20 protein-coding genes and 1 pseudogene are annotated in these 23,432 nt (G+C 74.0%); 18 read left to right on the top strand and 3 right to left on the bottom strand.

Features of this window, described 5'->3' with window-relative positions; genetic code table 11:
* The first annotated feature begins 19 nt into the window (after positions 1–19).
* The 10 genes from coaBC (at position 20) to H5397_RS04230 (ending at position 9,805) form a co-directional block, all read left to right on the top strand.
* On the top strand, positions 20–1,243 hold the full coding sequence (gene coaBC, locus H5397_RS04275) for a bifunctional phosphopantothenoylcysteine decarboxylase/phosphopantothenate--cysteine ligase CoaBC (RefSeq protein WP_182815081.1): 1,224 nt from the start codon (positions 20–22) through the stop codon (positions 1,241–1,243).
* Complete coding sequence (metK, locus tag H5397_RS04270) at positions 1,240–2,430, top strand: methionine adenosyltransferase (RefSeq protein WP_182815080.1); 1,191 nt, start codon at positions 1,240–1,242, stop codon at positions 2,428–2,430. Before coaBC ends, metK begins: the two co-directional genes overlap by 4 nt.
* 65 nt (positions 2,431–2,495) lie before the next feature.
* On the top strand, positions 2,496–2,714 hold the full coding sequence (locus H5397_RS04265; RefSeq protein ID WP_182815079.1) for a hypothetical protein: 219 nt from the start codon (positions 2,496–2,498) through the stop codon (positions 2,712–2,714).
* Positions 2,715–2,753: 39 nt separating this feature from the next.
* On the top strand, positions 2,754–4,697 hold the full coding sequence (locus tag H5397_RS18640; protein ID WP_182815078.1) for a primosomal protein N': 1,944 nt from the start codon (positions 2,754–2,756) through the stop codon (positions 4,695–4,697).
* A complete protein-coding gene (locus H5397_RS04255; protein WP_220491985.1) occupies positions 4,694–5,686 on the top strand; it encodes an alpha/beta fold hydrolase in 993 nt (330 codons plus the stop codon). The genes H5397_RS18640 and H5397_RS04255 overlap by 4 nt, the downstream gene beginning before the upstream one ends.
* Positions 5,687–5,695: 9 nt before the next feature.
* Positions 5,696–6,613 (top strand): methionyl-tRNA formyltransferase, encoded by a 918-nt coding sequence (gene fmt, locus H5397_RS04250; RefSeq protein WP_182815077.1) that lies wholly within the window; start codon positions 5,696–5,698, stop codon positions 6,611–6,613.
* Positions 6,613–7,914, top strand: a complete 1,302-nt coding sequence (locus H5397_RS04245; protein WP_182815076.1) for an RsmB/NOP family class I SAM-dependent RNA methyltransferase — start codon at positions 6,613–6,615, stop codon at positions 7,912–7,914. The genes fmt and H5397_RS04245 overlap by 1 nt, the downstream gene beginning before the upstream one ends.
* A 23-nt stretch (positions 7,915–7,937) precedes the next feature.
* Positions 7,938–8,609, top strand: a complete 672-nt coding sequence (rpe, locus tag H5397_RS04240) for a ribulose-phosphate 3-epimerase (RefSeq protein WP_182815075.1) — start codon at positions 7,938–7,940, stop codon at positions 8,607–8,609.
* 1 nt (position 8,610) lies between these two features.
* Positions 8,611–9,381, top strand: a complete 771-nt coding sequence (locus tag H5397_RS04235; protein ID WP_182815074.1) for a 1-acyl-sn-glycerol-3-phosphate acyltransferase — start codon at positions 8,611–8,613, stop codon at positions 9,379–9,381.
* 31 nt (positions 9,382–9,412) lie between these two features.
* On the top strand, positions 9,413–9,805 hold the full coding sequence (locus H5397_RS04230; protein ID WP_182815073.1) for a hypothetical protein: 393 nt from the start codon (positions 9,413–9,415) through the stop codon (positions 9,803–9,805).
* 6 nt (positions 9,806–9,811) lie between these two features.
* On the opposite strand, the gene H5397_RS04225 is transcribed toward H5397_RS04230, so the two are convergent.
* Entirely contained in the window at positions 9,812–11,245 is a 1,434-nt protein-coding gene (locus H5397_RS04225; protein WP_182815072.1) for a carboxyl transferase domain-containing protein, read from the bottom strand.
* A 69-nt stretch (positions 11,246–11,314) separates the two neighbouring features.
* A complete protein-coding gene (locus H5397_RS04220; RefSeq protein ID WP_182815071.1) occupies positions 11,315–12,100 on the bottom strand; it encodes a PAC2 family protein in 786 nt (261 codons plus the stop codon).
* 64 nt (positions 12,101–12,164) lie between these two features.
* Between H5397_RS04220 and metH the strand changes: the two genes are divergently transcribed.
* The 5 genes and pseudogenes from metH to arc all read left to right on the top strand — a co-directional run bounded on the left by metH (position 12,165) and on the right by arc (position 20,357).
* Positions 12,165–15,647, top strand: a complete 3,483-nt coding sequence (gene metH, locus H5397_RS04215) for a methionine synthase (protein WP_309224272.1) — start codon at positions 12,165–12,167, stop codon at positions 15,645–15,647.
* On the top strand, positions 15,637–16,335 hold the full coding sequence (locus H5397_RS04210) for an HAD family phosphatase (RefSeq protein WP_182815069.1): 699 nt from the start codon (positions 15,637–15,639) through the stop codon (positions 16,333–16,335). The genes metH and H5397_RS04210 overlap by 11 nt, the downstream gene beginning before the upstream one ends.
* Entirely contained in the window at positions 16,328–17,830 is a 1,503-nt protein-coding gene (locus H5397_RS04205) for an ABC transporter substrate-binding protein (RefSeq protein WP_182815068.1), read from the top strand. Before H5397_RS04210 ends, H5397_RS04205 begins: the two co-directional genes overlap by 8 nt.
* Positions 17,823–18,749, top strand: a pseudogene (locus H5397_RS04200) (tRNA (adenine-N1)-methyltransferase); the annotation flags it as partial. The gene H5397_RS04205 and the pseudogene H5397_RS04200, both read left to right, overlap by 8 nt.
* 9 nt (positions 18,750–18,758) lie before the next feature.
* Positions 18,759–20,357 (top strand): proteasome ATPase, encoded by a 1,599-nt coding sequence (gene arc, locus H5397_RS04195; protein WP_182815066.1) that lies wholly within the window; start codon positions 18,759–18,761, stop codon positions 20,355–20,357.
* 1 nt (position 20,358) lies between these two features.
* Here the strand turns inward: arc and H5397_RS04190 are convergent, their stop codons facing one another.
* A complete protein-coding gene (locus tag H5397_RS04190) occupies positions 20,359–20,775 on the bottom strand; it encodes a DUF3054 domain-containing protein (protein ID WP_182815065.1) in 417 nt (138 codons plus the stop codon).
* Positions 20,776–20,812: 37 nt separating this feature from the next.
* Between H5397_RS04190 and H5397_RS04185 the strand changes: the two genes are divergently transcribed.
* The 3 genes from H5397_RS04185 to H5397_RS04175 are packed head-to-tail and all read left to right on the top strand — an operon-like array spanning position 20,813 to position 23,426.
* On the top strand, positions 20,813–22,186 hold the full coding sequence (locus tag H5397_RS04185) for a proteasome accessory factor PafA2 family protein (RefSeq protein ID WP_182815064.1): 1,374 nt from the start codon (positions 20,813–20,815) through the stop codon (positions 22,184–22,186).
* Positions 22,183–22,362, top strand: a complete 180-nt coding sequence (locus H5397_RS04180) for a ubiquitin-like protein Pup (protein WP_182815063.1) — start codon at positions 22,183–22,185, stop codon at positions 22,360–22,362. Before H5397_RS04185 ends, H5397_RS04180 begins: the two co-directional genes overlap by 4 nt.
* The gene (locus tag H5397_RS04175) at positions 22,359–23,426 is read left to right on the top strand and encodes a prephenate dehydrogenase (RefSeq protein WP_182815062.1); all 1,068 of its coding nucleotides are present in this window, start codon (positions 22,359–22,361) and stop codon (positions 23,424–23,426) included. The genes H5397_RS04180 and H5397_RS04175 overlap by 4 nt, the downstream gene beginning before the upstream one ends.
* Positions 23,427–23,432: the final 6 nt, after the last annotated feature.

Here is a 23,432-nt window from a genome sequence, read left to right as displayed (position 1 = left end):
CAGCGTCCCGGTCACCGGCGTGAGTCGCATCGTCCTCGGCGTCGCCGGGGGGATCGCCGCCTACAAGGCGTGCGAGGTCCTCCGGCGACTCAGCGAATCCGGCCACGAGGTCACCGTGGTCCCCACCCCGAACGCGCTCGAGTTCGTGGGCGCGACGACGTGGGCGGCCCTGTCGGGGCGTGCCGTGGCCACGTCGGTCTTCGAGAACATCACCGAGGTCCCGCACGTCCGCATCGGGCAGCAGGCCGACCTCGTCGTCGTCGCGCCCGCCACCGCCGACCTGCTCGCGCGTGCCGCGACCGGCCGCGCCGACGACCTCCTCACCAACGTCCTGCTCACCGCCACGTGCCCCGTCCTGATGGTGCCGGCCATGCACACCGAGATGTGGCTGCACCCGGCGACCCAGGCGAACGTGGCCACACTGCGCGAGCGGGGCGTCCTCGTCATGGAGCCGGCGTCCGGCCGCCTCACCGGCGCCGACACCGGCCCCGGCCGCCTGCCCGAGCCCGTCGACATCGTGGCCGTGGCCACGTCCGTTCTGGGGGACGAGCGCACCGCCGACGCCGTGCGCGCCCGCGACCTGACCGGCCGCCACGTCGTCGTCAGCGCGGGGGGCACCCACGAGGCGCTCGACCCCGTCCGCTTCCTCGGCAACGCCAGCAGCGGCCTGCAGGGCATCGCCCTGGCCCGCGCGGCGTCCCTGCGCGGCGCCCGGGTGACGCTCGTCGCCGCCAACGTCTCCCTGCCGCTCCCGTCGGGCTGCACCGTCCGCACCGTGCGGTCGACCGCCGAGCTCGCCGAGGCGATGCTGGAACTGCAGGCCGACGCCGACGCGATCGTCATGGCCGCGGCGCCCGCGGACTTCACCCCCGAGGCGCCGGCCGACGGGAAGATCAAGAAGGACGGCGACGGGGGGCTCACCGTCTCCTTCAAGCAGACCACGGACGTGCTCAAGACCCTCAGCCACGCCCGGCCGCGCGAGCAGGTGATAGTCGGCTTCGCCGCCGAGACGGCCGCCGACGAGGCCGACCTGCTGCGCCTCGGTCGGGCCAAGCTCGAGCGCAAGGGCTGCGACCTGCTCGTCCTCAACAACGTGTCGGGCGGGGCCGTGTTCGGCGAGCCCGACAACACCGTCACCATCATCGACGCCACGGGCGTCGTCGAGGCGGCCGCCGGCTCCAAGTCGGCGATCGCCCACCGCATCTGGGACGCCGTCGTGGCGGCCGGACAGGAGAAGAAGTGAGTCGTCTGTTCACGTCGGAGTCGGTGACCGAGGGTCACCCCGACAAGGTCGCCGACGCGGTGTCCGACGCCGTGCTCGACGCGCTCCTGTCCGACGACGTGGCGAGCCGGGTGGCCGTCGAGACGCTCGTGACCACCGGCACCGTCGTGGTGGCGGGTGAGGTCTCGACGACGGCCTACGCCGACATCTCCAGCATCGCCCGCGAGCGGATCCTCAAGATCGGCTACGACAAGGCCGAGGCGTCCTTCGACGGCAAGAGCTGCGGTGTGCTCGTCTCGCTGGGCTCGCAGAGCCCCGACATCGCGCAGGGCGTCGACGCGGCCGAGGAGGTGCGCGACGGCGTCGCCGGGGACGACCTCGACCGCCAGGGCGCCGGCGACCAGGGCCTCATGTTCGGCTACGCCTGCCTCGACACCCCGACCCTGATGCCGCTGCCCATCGACATCGCCCACCGGCTGTCCGAGCGCCTGGCACAGGTGCGCAAGAGCGGCGAGCTGCCGTGGGTGCTGCCCGACGGCAAGACCCAGGTCACGATCGAGTACGACGGCGCGAAGCCCGTGCGCGTCGACACCGTCGTGGTCTCCACCCAGCACACCGAGGCGGCGTGGCGCGACGGCGTGATCCGGGACGCGATCATCTCGTCCGTCATCGAGCCGGTGCTGGCCGCCTACGACATCGAGTCGGCGGGCCACAACTCCTACGTGAACCCGACCGGCAAGTTCGTCATCGGCGGACCGATGGGCGACGCCGGGGTCACCGGCCGCAAGATCATCGTCGACACCTACGGTGGCATGGCCCGCCACGGCGGCGGCGCGTTCTCGGGCAAGGACCCCTCGAAGGTCGACCGCTCCGGCGCGTACGCCATGCGCTGGGTGGCGAAGAACGTGGTGGCCGCGGGCCTGGCCGAGCGGTGCGAGGTGCAGGTGGCCTACGCCATCGGCCGCGCGCACCCGGTCGGCTTCTACACCGAGTGCTTCGGGACCGAGAAGGTCCCGGTGGAGCAGATCAACGACGCCGTCCTGTCGGTGTTCGACCTGCGCCCGGCCGCGATCATCCGCGACCTGCAGCTGCTGCGCCCGATCTACTCCAAGATCACCAACTACGGGCACTTCGGCCGCGAGCTCCCCGAGATGACGTGGGAGCGGACCGACCGCGCCGAAGCGCTGGCGAAGGCCGTCCGGGGCTGATCGACCCGTCTGGTTGGCGTCGGCCAACCATTCTGCGGGATAGCACCCATTGGGGATAACTGCTGGTGGTCGGGGTCCTGGGGTGGCGCCTCCTCGAGGAGCGCCGCTGGTGGCTGGGGCTGGGGGCGGTCGCGGGGCTCGTCCTCGTCGTGCTCTCCGCATCCCGTGCCGCCCAGGCCGCACTCCTCGTCGCCTGTGTGGTCGCGGTGGTCCTCCGCCTGCGGCCCACCGCGCCCGAGCCGGCGGAGGACCTCGAGCAACTGCGCGTGCTCCGGGGACGCTGAGTCCCGCGGCTGTCGGCCGCGCCCCCTACGATCGGGCGCATGGGGCAGGTCAGGGTGGCGCGGGTCGCGGTCGACGTGCCGCTGCCGCACCTCGACCGCGTGTTCGACTACGCGATCACCGACGAGCAGGCCGACGCGGTGGAGCCGGGCGTCCGGGTCCGGGTGCGCTTCGCGGGCAAGCTGCGCGACGCCTGGGTGCTCGAGGTCGCCGACACCACCGATCTCGACAAGCTGGCGCCGCTGGAGCGTGTGATCTCGCCGGAGGTGGTGCTGACCGACGCCGTGGCGCGACTGATCCGTGAGGTCGCCGACCACTGGGGCGGCACGTTCTCCGACGTCGCCCGGCTGGCCGTCCCGCCGCGCCACGCCGCGTCCGAGGCGGCCGCGCGCCCCGACCGGCCCGAGCCCGCGGCGTCCGAGCCCTCGGGCGTGCTGGCCGGCTACCCCGGGGGCGAGCGCTACCTCGCCGGGCTGGCGACCGGCGAACCTCTGCGGGCGGCCTGGAACCCCGTGCCCGTGTTGGGCGCGCCCGGCGACTGGGCCGGTGGGGTGCTGGACGCCGTGGGCGCGACCCTGTCCGCGGGCCGGGGTGCGATCGTCGTGGTCCCGGACGGGGATGCGCTGGACGCCCTCGTCGCGCGCTGTACCGCCGCGTTCGGCAAGGGCAGCTTCACGACGCTCACCGCCGAGCTGGGGCCCGCGACGCGCTACCGGAACTTCCTCGCCGTCGCACGCGGCGACGTGCGCCTGGTGCTGGGGACGCGCGCCGCGGTGTACGCCCCCGTGCACGACCTCGGACTGGTGGCGGTGTGGGACGAGGGCAACGACTTGTTGGCCGAGCCCCGGGCGCCCTACCCGCACGCCCGCGAGGTCGCCGCCCTGCGCGCCGGGCTGGAGCACTCCGCCCTCCTGCTGGCCGGCTACGGCCGCACCGCCGAGGTGCAGGCCCTCGTCGAGAAGGGGTGGCTCGTCGCCCTGGCGCACGAGCCGCGCGAGGTGCGCCGGCTGGGTCCCGCGGTGCACGTCGCCTCGCACAGCGACCGCGCGGAGGACCGCGACCCGGCCGCCAGGGCCGCCCGCCTGCCGCACGACGTGTTCACGACCATCCGGGCGGGGCTCGCCAGCGGGCCGGTGCTGCTGCAGGTGCCCCGGGCCGGCTACGCACCGTCGATGGCGTGCCAGGACTGTCGGGAACTCGCCCGCTGTCCCCGGTGCAGCCACCCGCTGCGCGGCGAGCGGGGCGGGGTGCTCGTGTGCCGGTCGTGCGGGGTGCTGCCGGGGCCGTGGGCGTGCCCGACGTGCGGCGGCGGGCGGCTGCGGGCCCCGACGGTCGGCGTCCGGCGGACCGCGGAGGAGCTGGGCCGGGCGTTCCCGCAGGTGCGGGTGGTGCAGTCGTGGTCCGGCCACCTGGTCGACGAGGTGGGGGAGGAACCCGCGCTCGTGCTGGCCACCCCCGGCGCGGAGCCTCGCGCCGAGGCCGGGTACGCGGCGGCGATCCTGATGGACACGGGCCTCCTGCTCGGCCGGCCCGACCTGCGCGCGGCTGAGGAGTCCCTGCGCCGGTGGCTGCACGTGTGCGCGCTCGTGCGGCCGGGTTCCCAGCACGGCACGGTGATGGCGGTGGGGGAGCCGGACGCCCGCGCGATCCAGGCCCTCATCCGGCTGGACGCTCCGGGGTTCGCCGAGCGTGAGCTCGCCGAGCGCGTGGCCACGCGCTTCCCGCCCGCGGCACGGCTGGTGCAGTTCGACGGCCCGCGGGCTGCGCTGGACGAGGCCGAGGCCGCATGGCTCCCCGTGCCGGGTGCCGAGCACTTCGGCCCGGTGCCACTGGAGACCACCGGCGAGGGGGAGACGTGGCGGCTGACCGTCCGGTGCCCGCCCGCCCACGGCGATGCGCTGGTGGCGGGACTGAAGGAGGTCGTGGCCGACCGGCTGGCCCGCAAGGCGCCGGGGGCGCTGCGCCTGCAGGTGGACCCGTCATGACGGCGCCGGTGTACCCGCGCACCGAGCCGCACGTGGCCGGGATGCTGACCCTCTCCGACGGGGCCGAGCTCGCCTGGGAGTGCTCGGGCAACCCGACGGCGATCCCGGCCGTCCACCTCCACGGCGGTCCGGGCGGGGGCCGGGGCCGGCGGGGCTTCGTGCGCACGTTCGACCCGGAGCGGTACCGGGTCATCGCCTACGACCAGCGGGGGTGCGGCGCCTCGCTCCCGCGCGTCGACCCGGTCCACGGGCGGGACGCGCACACGCTCGAGCGGTACGTCGCGGACCTGGAGGAGCTCCGCCGGCACCTCGGGGTGGAGGCCTGGCTGCTGTACGGCGTGTCGTGGGGGTCGACGCTGGCGCTGGCCTACGCGCAGGCACACCCCGGGCGGGTGCTCGCCGTGTCGCTGGCCGCGGTGACCACGACCTCGGCGGAGGAGGTGACGTGGCTCAGCGAGGGCGTCGGTCGGATCCACCCCGAGGCCCACGCTGTCCTCGTGGACACGCTCTGCGGCCAGCCCGAGGGGTACCGGCCGGGGGAGGAGCCGCTCGTCACCGCCCTGGACCGCCTCATGGGTTCGCCCGACGCGACGGTGCGGCGCGCCGTGGCGGCGGCCTGGACGCTCTGGGAGGACCACCACGTGTCCCTCGGTGCCGGCGGCTTCACCCCGGTGCTCTCGGAGTGGCCACCCGCCGAGCAGGAGGCCTTCACGGTGCTGGTGGCCCGCCTGTGGAACCACATCGCCTTCGGGGCACCCGGCGGGGCCGCGCCCGCGGACGTCCTGGGCAAGGCGTCCGCCCTGCCGCGGGTGCCCGCCCAGCTCGTGCACGGGCGCCTGGACGTGTCCGGTCCGGTCGTGACCGCGTGGCGCCTGCACCGGGCCTGGCCCGGCAGCGAGCTGGTCGTCGTCGAGGACGAGGGCCACGGCGGACCCCGGATGATGCGGGCGGTCACCGACTTCCACGACCGGGTGGCGGCGCGGGCCTAAGCTGGTCGGGTGCGCCTCGTCCTTGCCGGAACCCCGTCCGTCGCCATCCCCTCGTTCGAGGCCCTGCTCGCCTCCGACCACGAGGTGACCGCCGTCGTGACCCGACCCGACGCGGCCCGGGGCCGCAGCAAGCGGCTCGTGCCGAGCGAGGTGGGGCAGTGGGCGGCCGACCACGGCATCCCGGCGTTGAAGCCCATGCACCCCCGCGACCCCGAGTTCGTGGCCGCCCTCACCGAGCTCGCCCCCGACGCCTGCACGGTCGTCGCCTACGGCGCGCTGGTGCCGCAGCACGTCCTCGACATCCCGCGGTACGGGTGGGTCAACCTGCACTTCTCCCTGCTCCCGCGCTGGCGAGGCGCCGCTCCCGTCCAGCGGGCCATCATGGCCGGCGACGGAGTGACCGGCGCCACGACCTTCCGCCTCGTGCGCGAGCTGGACGCCGGCCCCGTGTACGGCACGACGGAGATGGCGCTCACCGGCACCGAGACCGCCGGCGAGGTGCTGGAGGCTCTCGCCCACACCGGCGCCAGGTTGCTCCTCGACACCATCGACGCCCTGGCCACCACCGAGCCGGCCGAGCAGGACGACGAGGCCGCGGTCACGCTCGCGCCCAAGATCACGGTCGAGGAGGCCCGCATCGACTGGACCCGGCAGGCCGACGAGATCGACCGGCTGGTCCGCGGCTGCTCGCCCGAACCCATGGCGTGGACGACCATCGGCGACGAGCGGTTCAAGGTCGCGTTCGGACGCCCCACCGACGAGGCCGGGCTGGCCCCCGGCGAGGTGCGGGTCGAGAAGCGACGGGTCCTGGTCGGCACCGGCACGACGGCGCTGGAGCTGGTGCGCGTCCAGCCCCAGGGCAAGAAGGAGATGGCCGGGGCGGACTGGGGCCGCGGCCTGCGCGACGCCGCGGTGCGGTTCGCCTGATGGCCGCCGGCAACCGCACGCTCCGCCGCCGGCGACCTGACCGGCCGCGGCTGCTCGCCCATCGCATCCTGGGTGCGGTCACCCAGCAGGACGCCTACGCCAACCTCGAGACCGCCCGGGTCCTGTCCGACGCCGGCCTCGACCCCCGCGACGCAGGATTCGTCACCGAGCTCGTCTCCGGCACGTGCCGCCTGCTCGGCACCTACGACCGCATCCTGGCCGCAGCGTCCGGGCGCGACTCCTTCGACCCCGCGCTCGCCGACGCCCTGCGCCTGGGCACCCACCAGCTGCTCAGCATGCGGGTGGGGCACCACGCCGCCATCAGCACCACCGTCGACCTCGCCGCGGCCACCGTGGGCGAGAAGGTCGCCGGGCTCACCAACGCGGTGCTGCGCAAGGTCGCCGCCCGCGACCTCGACGGCTGGGTCGACCACCTCGCCCGCGACGAGGACGCCCTCGGACGCCTCGCGCTGCGCACCCACCACCCGCGCTGGATCGCCCAGGCCTACGTCGACCTGCTCGGCGACGAGGCCGAGGAGGCGCTGGCGGCCAACAACGTCCCGCCCGTGCCGACGCTCGTCGTGCGGCCCGGGCTCGCGACCGTCGACGAACTCGACGGCGAGCCCACCGCCCGCTCGCCCTTCGGCGCCCGACGGCCCGGCAACCCCGGCGACCTCGCTGCCGTCCGGGAGGGGCGCGCCGGCGTCCAGGACGAGGGCAGCCAGCTCGTGGCGCTCGCGCTCGCCGAGTCCGACGCGCCCGAAGGTCCGTGGCTCGACCTCTGTGCCGGCCCCGGCGGCAAGGCGGCCCTGCTCGCCGGCCTGGCGATGCAGCAGGGGAGCACGCTGCTGGCCTCCGAGCTGCAGCCGCACCGCGCCGGGCTGGTGGCGGCCGCCCTCCGCGCCTATGGGGGCGAGAACCGGCCCCGGGTGATCGCGGCGGACGGCACCCGGCCCGCGTGGGCGTCCGGCCGTTTCGCCCGGGTGATGGCTGACGTGCCCTGCACCGGGCTGGGGGCCCTGCGCCGGCGTCCGGAATCGCGGTGGCGCCGCACGCCCGAGCACCTCGCCGGACTCGTGCCGCTGCAGCGGCGGCTCCTGTCGAGCGCGCTCGACGCGACCGCCCCCGGCGGGGTGGTCGCGTACGTCACCTGCTCGCCGCACCGCGACGAGACCGAGGGCGTCCTCGCGACGGTGCTGGCCGACCGGGACGACGTCACCCGCGAGTCGACCACGCAGCTGTGGCCGCACCGCGACGGGACCGACGCGATGTTCTGCGCGCTGCTCCGCCGCCGCGCATGAGGCCCAACGGATAGAGTCGCCTCGTGGCGAACCGCATCCATCCCAGCATCCTGAACGCGAACCTGGCCGGCCTCGACGACGAGATCCGCCGGATCCCCAGCTCGGCGGGGATCCACATCGACGTGATGGACAACCACTTCGTGCCGAACCTCACGCTCGGGCTCCCGGTCGTGGAGTGCCTGCGGAACAACCACCGCGACGCCTTCCTCGACATCCACCTGATGATCGAGAACGCCGACGTGCACGCCCCGGCCTACGCCGAGCTGGGCTGCGAGTCGGTCACCTTCCACCTCGAGGCGTCGAACGCGCCGATCCGCACGGCGCGGCAGATCCGCTCGCTGGGCTCGCGGGCGTCCATCGGCCTGCGGCCCCAGACGCCGATCGAGCCCCTGGCCGACATCATCACCGAGTTCGACATGGTGCTGATCATGACCGTCGACCCGGGCTTCGGCGGGCAGAGCTTCCTCGACGGCATGCTCGGCAAGATCCGGCGCACCCGCGAGATCGTGAAGGGCTCCGGCCAGGAGATCTGGATCCAGGTCGACGGCGGCATCGCCGAGTCGACCATCGAGCGGGCCGTGGACGCCGGCGCCGACGTCTTCGTCGCGGGGTCGGCGGTGTTCCGGGCCGAGGACCCCGACGCCATGGTGCGCTCCCTGAAGGACCTCGCCGACGCCCGCTGCGCGGGGCACTGAGATGGGCAAGGAGCTCGACCGCAACCGCAGCCAGCAGCCGCTCCGCACCCCCAGCGCCCCGGGCGACGGCCCGGTCTACCGGCGCCTCGCCGCGTTCGCCGGGGTCGTCCTGCGCGCCACCTCCCGCGAGGTCTGGGACGACGCGGCCGCCCTGCCGGCCACCGGCGGCATGCTGCTGGTGAGCAACCACGTCAGCTACGCCGACGTGCTGGCCGTGGGCCGCTACGTGATCTGGTCGGGCCGCTGGCCCCGTTACCTCGGCAAGGCCGAGCTGTGGAGCACCCCGGTCGTCGGCTGGTTCGCCCGCAAGTGCGGCCAGATCCCCGTGCTGCGCAACACCGCCCAGGCCCGGGACGCCCTCGCCCCGGCCCAGGCCGCCCTCGAGCGGGGGGAGTGCGTCGGCATCTACCCCGAGGGCGGGCGCACGCGCGATCCCGACCTGTGGCCCATGACGGCCCGCACCGGCGTCGCCCGGCTGGCGCTCTCCACAGGCGTGCCGGTGATCCCGACGGCCAACTGGGGCACCCACCTGATCATGCCCGGGCGCCGGCTCACGTGGCCGCGGCTGTGGCCGCGCAAGACCATCCGCGTGGTCATGGGCGATCCGGTGCCGCTGTCCGACCTGTACGGGCGCACCGACGTCGAGGCCATGCGCATCGCCACCGACCGCATCATGGACGCCGTGACGACCCTCCTGGAAGGCCTCCGCGGCGAGACCCGGCCCCCCGGTGTCTGGGACCCCCGAAAGGGTGAACGCGTCACGAAGGCGTGACAACGCGCGTTGCGGCGCGCAAGGATGACGCATGGCTGATTACACCGAGCAAGAGCAGGAGCAGGTCCGTCGCGCCGTCCTGAACGCGATCGCCTATGTCTCGAAGGCCGACCCGGGCTTCTTCGCCGCCTTCTCCGAGAGCGCCGCGGGGGCCCGCGCGCTCGCCGCCGCCCCCGAGGGCCTCCTCACCCTCCTTACCGGCGGCTTCATCCTCCCCGAGGCGCAGTCCCCCGAGGAGTTCGACGCCAGCGTGGTGCCCGACCTGCAGGCCGCCGTGGGGGTGGTCGCCGCGAAGGACCCCGCCGACGCGCAGGCGCTCAAGGACGTCGTCCTGGCCGCCGCCCAGCAGGTGGCCGAGGCGTCCAAGGGCGTGAGCCCCGAGGAGCAGCAGGCCGTCGAGAAGATCCGCGCCGCGCTCGCCTGAGCCTGGCTACAGACCCAACGACCGGTAGCGTCGGGCCCGCTGGGCCCGGCGCTTCCGCCTGTCCTGGGCCATGACGCGCAGCAGCTCCTCGCGCAGCGCGTCGCCCAGGCCCCGGCAGAAGGCCTCCCGCTCGGCGGCCGGGTCGTCGGGCTCGGGGACGACCCGGTCGACGATGCCGGCGGCCAGCAGGTCCGCCGAACGGACGCCCTGGGCCGCGGCCATGTCGGGGGCCCGGTCGACCGTGCGGTGCATGATCGCGGACGCCCCCTCGGGCGGCAGCGGGGCGAGCCACGCGTGCTGGCTGGCCAGGACCCGGTCGGCCGGGTTGAGCGCCAGCGCGATGCCACCGGTGCCCTGCCCCATGAGCAGGCTCACCGTGGGCGTGGGCAGGGTGATCAGGTCGCTCAGCGTGCGCGCGATCTCGGGGGCGAGCCCCCGCTCCTCGGCCTCCTTGCTGAGCGCGGCGCCGGGCGTGTCGATCACGCTCACCAGCGGCAGGCGCAGCTCGCGGGCCAACCGGATGCCGCGCCGGACCTCGCGCAGCGCGGCGGCGTCCAGCGGGGTCGCCTGGTCGTCGCGGTCCTGGCCGACGACCACGCAGGGCGCCTCCCCGAACCGGGCCAGCGCGAGCACCGACCCCGGGTGCGACTCGCCGTCGCCGGTGCCGTTGAGCAGGGTCACGTCGGTGGCCGCCAGCGCGAGCAGCTCGCGGATGCCGGGCCGGTCGTCGCGGCGGGTCCGCAGCACCGACTCCCAGGCGGGGACGTCCGGCAGGTCCACGGCGGCCGCGGCCGGGGGCGCCACCGCGTGGTCCTCCGAGGTGAGGTGGGCGTCACGCCGCGCCATCATCACGGTGAGCAGGCGGTCGAGCGCCTCGGCGAGCTCGGCGGGCGTGCAGACCGCGTCGATGACGCCCCGCTCGGCCAGGTTGTCGGACAGCTGCACCCCGGACGGGAACGGCTCGCCGTACAGGGCCTCGTAGACCCGGGGCCCGAGGAAGCCGACGAGGGCGCCAGGCTCGGCGAAGGTGACGTGTCCGAGCGACCCCCACGAGGCGAACACCCCGCCCATGGTGGGGTGGCGCAGGTACGTGAGGTAGGGCAGGTTCTCGGCCTTGTGCGCCATGACCGCGCCGGTGATCTTCACCATCTGGAGGAAGGCCGGCGTGCCCTCCTGCATCCGGGTGCCGCCCCCGATGGGGAACGCGATGACCGGCAGCCGCTCGGCGGTCGCCCGCTCCAGGGCCGCGGTGATGAACTCGCCGCCGTCCACCCCGATGGAGCCGCCCATGTGGTCCCCGTCGCCGGCCACCCAGGCCACGCGGCGGCCGCGCAGGCGGGCCTCGCCGGCCAGCACGGCGGGGTCGGTGACGGGGAACTCCCAGACGGAGCGCTCCTCGAACACCGCGGACAACAGGTCGTGGACGGACAGGCGCGCCATTGCTTCCTCCGGTTCGGGCTCTCCGACGAGGCTAGTCCCGGGCCGGGCGGGCCACGATTCCGGCTGCCCCTAGCGGCCGCGGCGGCGCAGGTAGCGCTCGAACTCCCAGGCGATCTCGTCGCCGGTGGCCTCGGCGGTGTCGTAGCGGACCTCGAGGGAGGCCACGTACTCGGCGACGTCGGGGTCCTCGGCGACCAGGTCGGTCACGCGCGACTCCCACGTGGCCGCGCGGTCGACCAGTTCGCCGGGCTCGAGCTCGTTGTCGAGGAATTCCCCGACGCGCTGCAGGAGCGCGAGCGTCGCCTTCGGGTTGGGCGGCTCGGCGACGTAGTGGGGCACCGACGCCCACAGGCTCGTGGTCGTCAGCCCGGCGTCGCGGCAGGCCTGGGCGAGGACGCCCACGATGCCGGTCGGGCCCTCGTAGTCGGTGCCGTCCTCCGACACCGGGACCGGGCGCGAGTGGGGGGCGTCGGCGAGCATCGCGCCCATGGCGATCACGCGCTCGGGGTTGATCGAGCGGAAGGCCGACACCAGCGCCGCGCAGAACGCCTTCCAACGCAGGTTGGGCTCGGGGCCGTTGACCAGGACGAGGTCCTGCCCGGGCAGCCGCGCGACGAGCACCTCGGTGGTGGCCCACTGGATCGAGCGCTCGCCGTTGTCCTGGCGCACCAGCACCGGGCGGTTCTCGGTGAGGTCGTAGTACTCGTCGGGGTCGAGCTGGAAGCTGAACTCCGTCTCGTAGCCCTCGGTGAGGTGGTCGATGACACCCGTGGCGGCGTCCCCGGCATCGTTCCACCCGCTGAAGGCGAACAGCACCACCGGACGCCGCAGGTCGGTGAGCCGCGTGGGAACCATGCGCGCCACCCTAGCGCGGTGGGCGCGAGCGCCCGGGAAGGTGCCTGCTGGCTATCCTTGCCCGGTGACCGAAGCCCTTGCCACCGCCCTGTCCCATCGCGTCGTCATCGCCGACGGAGGAATGGGGACCATGCTGCAGGGGTACGACCTCACGGTCGAGGACGACTTCGCCGGGCTCGAGGGCTGCAACGAGATCCTCAACGTGACCCGCCCCGACGTCGTCGAGGCCATCCACGCCGCCTACCTCGACGCGGGGGCCGACGCCGTCGAGACCAACACCTTCGGGGCCAACCTCGCCGCCCTCGGCGAGTACGACATCCCCGAGCGGATCGCCGAACTCGCCGAGGCCGGCGCCCGCATCGCCCGCCGGGCCGCGGACGCGGCGTCCACCCCCGAGCGGCCGCGCTGGGTCCTGGGCTCGATGGGACCGGGCACCAAGCTGCCGTCGCTGGGCCACCTTCCCTACGCCACCCTCCGCGACGGCTACCAGACGCAGGCCGCGGCGATGATCCGCGGGGGCGTCGACGCCTTCCAGGTCGAGACCTGCCAGGACCTGCTCCAGGCCAAGGCCGCCATCGTCGGCGCCAAGCGCGCGATGGCCGAGGCCGGCGTGACCCTGCCGATCCTGGTCAACGTCACCGTCGAGACCACCGGCACGATGCTGATGGGCTCCGAGATCGGCGCCGCGCTGACCGCGCTCGAGCCGCTCGGCGTCGACGTGATCGGCCTGAACTGCGCCACCGGGCCGGCCGAGATGAGCGAGCACCTGCGCCACCTCTCCCGCAACGCGCAGGTGGGCGTGGCCTGCATGCCGAACGCCGGCCTGCCCGAGCTCACCGCCGACGGGGCCCGCTACCCGCTCGGCCCCGAGGAGTTCACCGCGACCCTCACCCAGTACGTCGACGAGTTCGGCCTCGCGCTGGTCGGCGGCTGCTGCGGCACCACCCCCGAGCACATCCGGCAGCTCTCGGACGCCGTGGGCGGGCGTCCGCTGGCCCCCCGCACCCCGGCCGACGTGGCCTCGGTGTCGAGCCTGTACGCCGACACCCCGCTGCGGCAGGACACCTCCTACCTGTCCGTGGGGGAGCGCACCAACGCCAACGGCTCCAAGGCCTTCCGCGAGGCGATGCTCGCCGGCAACTGGGACGAGTGCGTCGACATCGCCAAGGGCCAATCCCGTGAGGGCGCGCACCTGCTCGACCTGTGCGCCGACTACGTGGGCCGCGACGGCACTGCCGACATGCGTGAGCTGGCGTCCCGGCTGAACACGTCGGTGACGCTGCCGATCATGCTCGACTCGACCGAGCCCGAGGTCATCGAGGCCGGCCTGGAGTCCCTGGGCGGGCGCTGCGTCATCAACTCGGTCAACTACGAGGACGGCGACGGCCCCACCAGCCGGTTCGCCCGCGTGATGCCGATCGTGCAGGAGCACGGCGCCGCCGTCGTGGCGCTCACCATCGACGAGGAGGGCCAGGCCCGCACCGCCGAGTGGAAGGTGCGCGTCGCCGAGCGGCTGATCACCGACCTCACGCAGAACTGGGGGCTGGCCACCTCCGACATCATCGTCGACTGCCTGACCTTCCCCATCGGCACCGGCCAGGAGGAGACCCGCCGCGACGCCATCGAGACCATCGAGGCGATCCGGCAGATCACCGCGAAGTACCCCGAGGTGCAGACCACGCTGGGCGTCTCGAACGTCAGCTTCGGGCTCAACCCGGCCGCGCGCGTCGTGCTCAACTCGGTGTTCCTCAACGAGTGCGTGGACGCCGGGCTGAGCTCGGCGATCGTGCACCCGAGCAAGATCCTGCCGATGGCGCGGATCCCCGAGGAGCAGCGCGAGGTGGCCCTCGACATGGTCTACGACCGCCGCCGCGAGGGCTACGACCCGCTGGCCCGCTTCCTGGAGTTGTTCGAGGGCGTCACCACCGCCGACACCAAGGCCGCGCGCGCCGAGGAGCTGAAGGCGCTGCCGCTGGGCGAGCGCCTCCAGCGCCGCATCGTGGACGCCGACGACAAGGGCCTGACCGACGACCTCGACGAGGCGTTGGCGTCCAAGCCCGCGCTCGACATCGTCAACGAGGACCTGCTGGCCGGCATGAAGACCGTCGGCGAGCTGTTCGGCTCGGGCCAGATGCAGCTGCCGTTCGTGCTCGCCTCGGCCGAGGTGATGAAGAAGTCGGTGGCCCACCTCGAGCCGCACATGGAGAAGTCCGACGACGAGGGCAAGGGCACGATCGTGCTGGCCACGGTCAAGGGCGACGTCCACGACATCGGCAAGAACCTGGTCGACATCATCCTGACCAACAACGGCTACACGGTGGTCAACCTCGGCATCAAGCAACCCGTCGGCACCATCATCGAGGCCGCGGTGGCGCACAACGCCGACGCGATCGGCATGTCCGGGCTGCTGGTGAAGTCGACCGTGGTGATGAAGGACAACCTGCTCGAGCTGGAGGCCCGCGGCCTGGTCGACAAGCCGGTGCTCCTCGGCGGCGCCGCGCTCACCCGCGCCTACGTGGAGCAGGACCTCAACGGCATGTACTCCGGCGAGGTGCGCTACGCCCGCGACGCCTTCGAGGGCCTGTCGCTGATGGACGCCGTGATGGCGGTCAAGCGGGGCGAGACCGAGGCGCTGCCCGCGCCCCGGGAGCGGCGCGTCAAGGGCAAGACCCGCCAAGAGGCCGTGGACCCCGACCTGTACGCCGACACCACCCGGTCCGAGGTCGCCCGCCGCATCGACGTGCCCACCCCGCCGTTCTGGGGAAGCCGCGTCGTCAAGGGGGTCAAGCTGGCCGACGTCGCCGAGTGGCTCGACCACCGGGCCACGTTCATGGGCCAGTGGGGCCTGCGCGGCGGCCGCGGCGGGGCGACGTACGAGGCGCTCGTCGAGGCCGAGGGCGTCCCGCGCCTGCGGACGTGGCTCGACCGGATCCAGACCGACGGGCTGGCCGAGTTCGCGGTCACCTACGGCTACTGGCCGTGCCACTCCGAGGGGAACACCCTCGTCGTGGGCGCGCCCGAGGACCCGACGCGCGAGCTGACCCGGTTCACGTTCCCGCGCCAGTCCCGCGACAAGCGCCTGTGCCTGGCCGACTTCTACCGCGACGCCGAGGAGGCCGCCGAGCTGGGGCCCGACGTGATCGCGTTCCAGCTGGTCACCATGGGCTCGCGCGTTGCCGAGGAGACCAACCGCCTGTTCGCCGGCGACTCCTACCGCGACTACCTCGAGCTGCACGGACTGTCGGTGCAGTTGACCGAGGCGCTCGCCGAGATGTGGCACCACCGCGTCCGTGAGGACCTGGGCCTGACGGGCGCCGCCGACGGCGACGTGGACGCGATGATCCGCGACCAGGCCTACCGCGGCTCGCGGTACAGCTTCGGCTACCCGGCCTGCCCCGACCTCGAGGACCGCGCGAAGCTGGTCGCCCTGCTCGAGCCCGAGCGCATCGGCGTGGTGCTGAGCGAGGAGCTCCAGCTGCACCCCGAGCAGTCCACCGACGCGCTGGTCGTCCACCACCCGGAGGCGAAGTACTTCAATGCCCGCTGAGTTGGTCCCCGGCGTCGACGTCCCCGCAGCCTTGCTGTGGGACTTCGACGGCACGCTCGTCGACTCGGAGAAGTCGTGGCACGCGGCCGAGGCCCGGCTCATGCGCACCTGGGGTGGCGGCACGATGACGCCCGACCAGCACCACGCGCTGGTGGGCAACTCGCTGCGCGACAGCGCGCTGGCGATCATGGGCTGGAGCGGCGTCACGGGGGAGGACCCCGACCACTGGGCCGCCGTCCTGAACGACTGGGCGCTGGAGGACATGGTCGAGGTCGGGGTCGACTACCGGCCCGGCGCGCGGGAGTTCCTGGCGACGGCCCGGGCGGCCGGTATCCGCTGCGCGCTGGTGTCGGCGTCCTGGACCCAGGTGCTGGAGCACGTGGTCGACACCATGCCCGCGGGGAGCTTCGAGGTCATCGTCGGCGGCGACCAGGTCACCCACGGCAAGCCCGACCCCGAGCCCTACCTGCTCACGGCGCAGCGCCTCGGGCTGGCGGTCCGCGACTGCCTCGCCCTGGAGGACTCCCTGCCGGGGACCGCCTCGGCCGAGAACGCCGGCCTCGCCACGATCGCGGTGCCGTTCGAGCAGGTGATCGTGCCCGCCACCCGCCGCCGCCTCGTCCCGACCCTCGAGGGGCTGACCCTCGCCGAGGTGGGCGCCCTCTGGCAGGAGCTCCGCGATGCGTAGGCTCGCAGCCCTCGCCGCCGGCGTCGCGCTGCTGGCCGGCTGCACGATGCCGCAGGCGCCCGAGGAGCCGGCGCCCGCGCCCAGCACCGTGGAGACGCCGAGCCCGACGCCCACGCCGCCGCCGCGTCCGTTCACCGTGACCACCACCGAGGTGCCCACGACCTACGACCCCGCCGCGGCGACGACCGCGGCCGACGCGCTGGTCGCCCTCAACGCGTTCAGCCGGCTCATGGTCGTGCACCCCGAGGGGGCCGAGCTCAAGCCCGACCTGGCCAGCGACTGCCTCTACACGTCGCCCACCACCTACCAGTGCGACCTGCCCGAGGGGCTCACCTTCCACAACGGGCACGAGCTGACGGCCTCCGACGTGAAGTTCAGCATCGAGCGCGCGTACCGGCTGAGCGTGCCACGCAGCTCGATCCAGCTGTTCGACTCCCTCCAGCGGGTCGACGTGGTCGACGAGAAGACCGTGGCCTTCGTGCTCAAGTACGCCGACAGCCAGTTCGGGCACGCCCTGGCCACGCCCGCGGCGTCCATCGTCGACGAGGAGCTCTACGACCCCGACGCGGTGCGCAGCAACGAGGGCCAGGTCGTCGGCTCGGGCCCCTACCAGCTGGTGACCACGGCCCCCGACCACCTCGTGTTCGAGCGGTTCGAGGACTACCGGGGCGCCCAGGGCGGGACCATCGACGAGGTCAGGGTCAGCTTCGCCGCCGACAGCGGGGCGGTGGAGGAGGCGATGGCCGCGGCGTCCACCGACGTGGTGTGGCGCAGCCTGAACGAGTCCGCGCTGCAGAGGCTGGCCACCGAGATGGCCACCCACGACGACGCCACCCGGACCGGCTTCACCCGCGTGGACCTGCCGCAGGTGCGCGTGCAGCGGCTGCTGTTCCGGCCCGACTCGGCCTACCGCGAGGACCCCGCCGTGCGGGCGGCCGTGGCCGCCGCGCTGCAGGCCGACCGCTCGCTGGCCTCGATCGTGCCGCCGACCGTCGAGGGCGCGGTGGACGCGTTCCCGGTCGGTGGGACCGCCGAGGTCCCCGACCTGGGCGGCCAGCGGCTGCGGCTCACGCTGGCCTACTCGTCGAAGGCGCCGGGGCAGCGCGACCTCGCCTCGATGCTGCGCGACCGGCTCGAGGAGCGGGCCGGCATGTCGGTGCAGCTCGTGCCCGACACCAACGACGCCGACCTGCTGCTCACCGACCGCCCGGCGTGGGTCAACACCGCGTTCGGCTGGTTGCAGTCCTACGTCGACGACGCGCTGCCCGGCTCGCGCGAGAAGGTGGACGACCTCGTCCGGCACGCCCGGGAGACCACCGACCCACCCACCCGCCTGGCCCTGCTGGCCGAGATCCAGCAGCAGGCGGCCGCGGACCTGACGGTCCTGCCCCTCTCCGTCGGGCCCGAGACGATGTTCCTCGGCCCCGGCACCACCCTGCAGGGCCAGCCCTTCGGCCCCGCCTGGCAACTCGGACTCTGGAGCCTGCGTGACTGACCACCCGACCTACCCGACCACCACCGGCCCCCTCCAGGAGGGCGAGCGGGTCACGATGAGCGACGCCAAGGGGCGCCGCCACTCGGTGAAGCTGCGCGCCGGCGGGGTGTTCCACACCACCAAGGGCGGCATCCAGCACGACGACCTCATCGGCGGCCCCGAGGGGGTCGTGGCCACGTCGGTCGGCGGCGACCAGTTCCTGGTGTTCCGGCCGCTGATGCACGACGTGATGGTGTCGATGCCCCGCGAGGCCGCGGTCATCTACCCCAAGGACGCCGCGCACATCCTGATGCAGACCGACATCTTCCCCGGCGCCCGGGTGCTCGAGGCCGGCGTGGGCTCGGGCGCACTGACCATGGCGCTGCTGCGCGCCCTCGGCCCCACCGGGCGGCTGTGGAGCTACGAGCGCCGCCCCGAGTTCGCCGAGGTGGCCAGGAAGAACGTGCGCGCGTTCTACGGCGAGGAGCCGGCCTCCTGGGAGGTGCGCCTGGGCGACCTCGCCGAGGTCATCGGCCCCGAGGAGGTCGACCGCGCGATCCTCGACATGCTCGCCCCCTGGGACTGCATCGACGCCGTGGCCGAGCGCCTCGTGCCCGGCGGGGTGCTGTGCTGCTACGTCGCCACCGCCACCCAGTTGGGTCGCACCGCCGACACCCTGCGCACCCACGGCGGGTTCACCGAGCCCGTGCTCAAGGAGTACACCGGCCGCGACTGGCACGCCGAGGGCCTCGCCATCCGGCCCGGCCACGCCACCAGCGGCCACACCGGCTTCCTGCTGTTCTCCCGCCGTCTCGCGCCGGGGCACACGCCGCCGCGCAAGAAGCGGCGTCCGGCGCCGGGCGCGTACGGCGCCGACTACGTCGGCCCCCGGCCGGCCTGGGTGGAGCAGCAGGCCACGGCGGTCACCGAGGCTGAATAGGCTGGCCCCATGACCGACGAGGACGCCCTGCGCGCCGAGGTCGCCGAGCGGCGGCTCGCGCAGGCGCGGGCGGACGCCCGGGCGCTGGCCCAGCACAACGACAAGCTCAACGTCACCCTGCGGGAGGCCCGCGACCAGCTCCTCGCCCTGCGGGAGCAGGTGGCCGCGCTCGCGCTGCCGCCGCAGCAGTTCGGGATCGTGGTCGGGCTGCCCGAGGCGGGGCTGGCCGACGTCCACGTCGGCGGACGCCTCGTGCGTGCCGCCGTGGCCCCCGAGGTCGTCGCCGTCGAGCGCCTGGGCGTCGGGGCCGGGGTCCTGGTCAACGAGGCCCTCGTCGTCGTCGCCGTCACCGACCACCGGCCCGCCGGGGAGGTGGTGCGGGTGCGCGAGCGCCTCGACGCCACGTCGGCCTTGGTGGCGGGCGCCAATGACGAGGAGGTCGTCGTCCAGCTGGGCGCCGCCCTGCGCGACGCCGAGATCACGCCGGGCGAGTCGCTCCTGGCCGACCGGCGCGCGCTGGTCGCCTGGGCGTCGGTCGCCCGCACCGACGTCGAGGAGCTCACGCTGGAGGAGGTCCCCGACGTGAGCTGGGCCGACATCGGCGGGCTCGACGACCAGATCGCGCAGGTCCGCGACGCGGTCGAGCTGCCCTTCCGGCACCGGGACCTGTTCACCGAGTTCGGGCTGGCCGCCCCCAAGGGCGTGCTGCTCTACGGGCCCCCCGGCTGCGGCAAGACCATGGTCGCCAAGGCGGTGGCCAACTCGGCCGGGTCGTCGTTCCTGAACATCAAGGGCCCCGAGCTGCTCAACAAGTACGTCGGGGAGACCGAGCGCCAGATCCGGCTCACCTTCGCCCGCGCCCGCGAGGTCGCCGAGGCCGGCCGCCCCGTGATCGTGTTCTTCGACGAGATGGACTCGCTGTTCCGCACCCGCGGCTCGGGCGTCAGCTCCGACGTCGAGTCGACGATCGTGCCGCAGCTGCTCGCCGAGATCGACGGCGTCGAGTCGCTGGCCAACGTCATCGTGATCGGCGCGACCAACCGCGAGGACCTGATTGATCCCGCCATCCTGCGCCCCGGACGCCTCGACGTGAAGATCCGCCTCGACCGGCCCAGCCGCGACGGGGCGGCGGAGATCCTCGGGCTGTCCCTCACCGACGCCATGCCGTGGAACGGGGCCGAGGCGGCCTCGGCAGGCGGTGTGGCCGCGCTGAGGGCGTCCGTGATCGCCGACGCGGTGGCCGACCTGTACGCCGAGACCCCGCGCAACGAGTTCGTCGAGGTCACCTACGCCAGCGGCGACCGCGAGGTGCTCCACGTGGGCGACTTCGCCTCGGGCGCGATGCTGGCCAACATCGCCTCACGGGCGAAGAAGGCCGCCATCAAGGAGCTGCTCGACGGGGGCGAGCGCGGGGTGCGCCGCGGTCACGTGCTGGACGCCGTGCGGGCCGAGGTCGAGCAGAACGAGGACCTGCCCAACACCACCAACCCCGACGACTGGGCGAAGCTGTCCGGACGCCGCGGCGAGCGGATCGTGTTCATGCGGACCCTGGCCGGCGGGACGCGCGGCGGGGGAGTGCGGGCTCTGGACGCCCAGGCGGGCAGTTAAGTCAGCCCGCGTTGCGGCGGGCCGGGTTGCCGGACCGCCGCGGGTCCTTCGCCCGCTGGGGCACCGGCTTGTTGCGCTGCAGCAGCCACCGCACGGCGCGCCAGCCGATCAGGAACGCTGCCAGCACGAGCGCGGTGACGACGACGAAACCGATCTCGGCGGTGTCGCCGAGCAGCAGGCGGAAGGTCAGGCCGAGCACGACCGTCATCGCCCAGACGAACAGGCCGTTCTTCAGCGTGAGGCCGCTGTGCTTCTTGAGCAGGAAGCCGATCCACGCCATGAGCGTGCCCGCCAGGAACGGGAGCGCGGTGCGCTGGATGCCGTCGAAGTCGAGGGCCTCGCTGTGCGAGGCCCGACCGATGATGACGAACACGATGACCAGCGCGAGGTCGGCGAGGATAGCGGCGATGCGGCCCATGGCCAGCACCCTAGCGGCGCGGTGCGACAATGCCCGCATGCCACTCCTGCTGGGGACCGAGACCGAGTACGGGATCGCCGCGCCCGGGCGTCCCGACCTCGACGCGCATGCCCTCTCGGCGCTCGTCGTCGAGGCGTGCGGGGTGCCGGCCACCCCGGTGGTCGAGGACTCCCGGCACCGCGTGCTGGGCAACGGGGCCCGCTTCTACGTCGACCACGGCCACCCCGAGTACTGCACGCCCGAGACCACCTCGGCCACCGACCTGCTGGTCCACGAGCTGGCCGGGGACCGCATCGTCGCCGAGGCCGCCGCACGCGTGAGCGCCGAGCTGGGGACGCCGGTGCGGGTCTACAAGAACAACACCGACGGCAAGGGCAACAGCTACGGCTACCACGAGAACGTGCTGCTACGCCGGTCGACCCCGTGGGAGGCGGTCGAGGGCACCCTGCCCACGATCCTCGTCACCCGCGCCGTGCTCGGGGGCGCCGGCCGGGTGGGCCTGGGCCAAGGCTCGGAGCGACCCGGCTTCCAGCTGTCCCAGCGCGCCGACTTCTTCGAACGCGTGAGCGGCCTGGACACCACCCAGCGGCGTGGCATCGTCAACACCCGCGACGAGCCGCACGCGCTGCCGCGGGACTGGCGGCGCCTCCACGTCATCGCCGGGGACGCCACCCGCTCGCCCTTCGCGACGTGGCTCGCGGTCGGGGTGCTCGGGCTGTGCCTGGGCGCGCTCGAGGACGGGGCGCTCCCGGCGGCTCGCCTCGCCGACCCGGTCGGCGCGTTCCGGGCCGTGAGCCGCGACCTCACCCTCGCCGCCCCGCTGGCCCTCGTGGACGGCATGACCGCCACCGTCCTCGACCTCCAGGAGGGGCTCCGCGACGCCGCCGCGGCGTGGGCCGAGCGCGAGCCGTTCGCCGAGGCGTCCGAGCTCCTGACCGCGTGGACCGCCGTGCTGGACGACCTGCGCGCGGACCCGGCCCGGGTCGCCGACCGGCTCGACTGGGCAGCCAAGCTCGCCCTGCTCGAGGGCTACCGCGAGCGCGAGGGGCTGGGCTGGGACCACCCCAAGCTGGCCCAGGTCGACCTCGCGTGGGCCGAGCTGGGGGAGCGCGGCATCGCCGAACGCCTCCTGGCCGTCGGACGCCTCGCACCCGGCCCGGCCGCCGCCGACGTCGAACGGGCCATGACCACCGCGCCCGCGGACACCCGCGCCCACACGCGCGGCACGTGGGTGCGCGACCACGTCGACCACGTGGTCGCCGCCGGCTGGGACTCCCTGCTGGTGCGCGACTCCGGCCGCGCCCTGCACACGCTGCGGATGCCCGACCCGTTCCGGCACACGGCGGCCGGGGCACCCACCGAGGGCGGCGTCGATAGACTCGTGCGGAGCCACGACCGGAGGGAACCATGAGCGAACGCATCCAGCGCCAGCGCACGCCGTCGGTCGAGCGCGAGCAGGAGGCCCCGCTCGTGGTGAAGCAGGCGCAGGTCGACGACCTCGACGCGCTGCTCGACGAGATCGACACGGTGCTCGAGTCGGACGCCGAGAGCTACGTCAAGGGGTTCGTGCAGAAGGGCGGCCAGTGATCGAGGTCAACCTCAGCCCGGCCGTGGTCATCGGCTCGGGGCTGGTCGGGGCGTCCGTGGCGATGGCACTGAGCCGCGCCGGCATCGAGGTGCACCTCGAGGACAAGCGGCGCTCGCACGCGCTCGTCGCCGCCTCCCGCGGTGCGGGGAGCGTCGAGCCGGTCGACCCCGCCGACGTGCGCCTGGTCGTGGTCGCGACCCCGCCGCAGGCCCTCGCCGGCGTCATCTTCGAGGCGCTGCAGCGCTTCCCCGAGGCCACCGTCACCGACGTGGGCTCGGTCAAGGGCGTCGTGCTGCAGGCCCTGCGCGCGACCGGCGCCGACCTGGCCCGCTACTGCGGCTCCCACCCCATGGCCGGTTCCGCCAAGGACGGCCCCCTCACCGCCCGCGCCGACCTTTTCGAGGACCGCACCTGGGTGATCACGCCCCACGACACGTCGGCGGCCCAGTCGGTGCTCGTGGTCCGCCGCGTCGCCGAGGTGTGCGGCGCCCGCCTGACGACCATGGCCGCCCAGCACCACGACGAGGCCGTCGGCCAGGTCTCCCACGTGCCCCAGCTGATGAGCGCCCTCGTGGCCGGGGGCCTGCTCGACCTGCCCGCCGAGCACCTCACGCTGGCCGGCCAGGGCCTGCGCGACGTCACCCGCATCGCGGGCGGCGATCCCAAGCTGTGGCGCCAGATCATCTCGGCCAACCACCGCGCCCTGCGCATCGAGCTGCAGGAGCTGCACGCCGACCTCGGCCGCCTCATCGAGACCATCGACGACCCCGACGCGGTCGAGGCCTTCCTCGACCGCGGCCGCACCGGCACGCGCGCGATCCCGGGCAAGCACGGCTCGCTGCCGGCCGACTGGGCCGAGGTGGTCGTCGAGATCCCGGACGCCCCGGGCTCGCTCGCGCGCCTGTTCGCCGACGTCGAGGCCGCCGGGGTCAACGTCGAGGACGTCACCATCGACCACGACACCCAGGCCGAGCGGGGCTGGCTGGCCGTGCACGTGGACGCGTCCGCCGCCGAACCCCTGGCCGCGGCGATGACCGCTGCGGGATGGAGCATCCGCACGTAGCATGGC

It is taken from the genome of Propioniciclava sp. MC1683 (assembly GCF_014164675.1).
Classification (GTDB): Bacteria; Actinomycetota; Actinomycetes; order Propionibacteriales; family Propionibacteriaceae; genus Propioniciclava.
The sequence above is the reverse complement of the archived record's forward strand: the minus strand, read 5'-3'. Positions and strand labels throughout refer to the sequence as shown.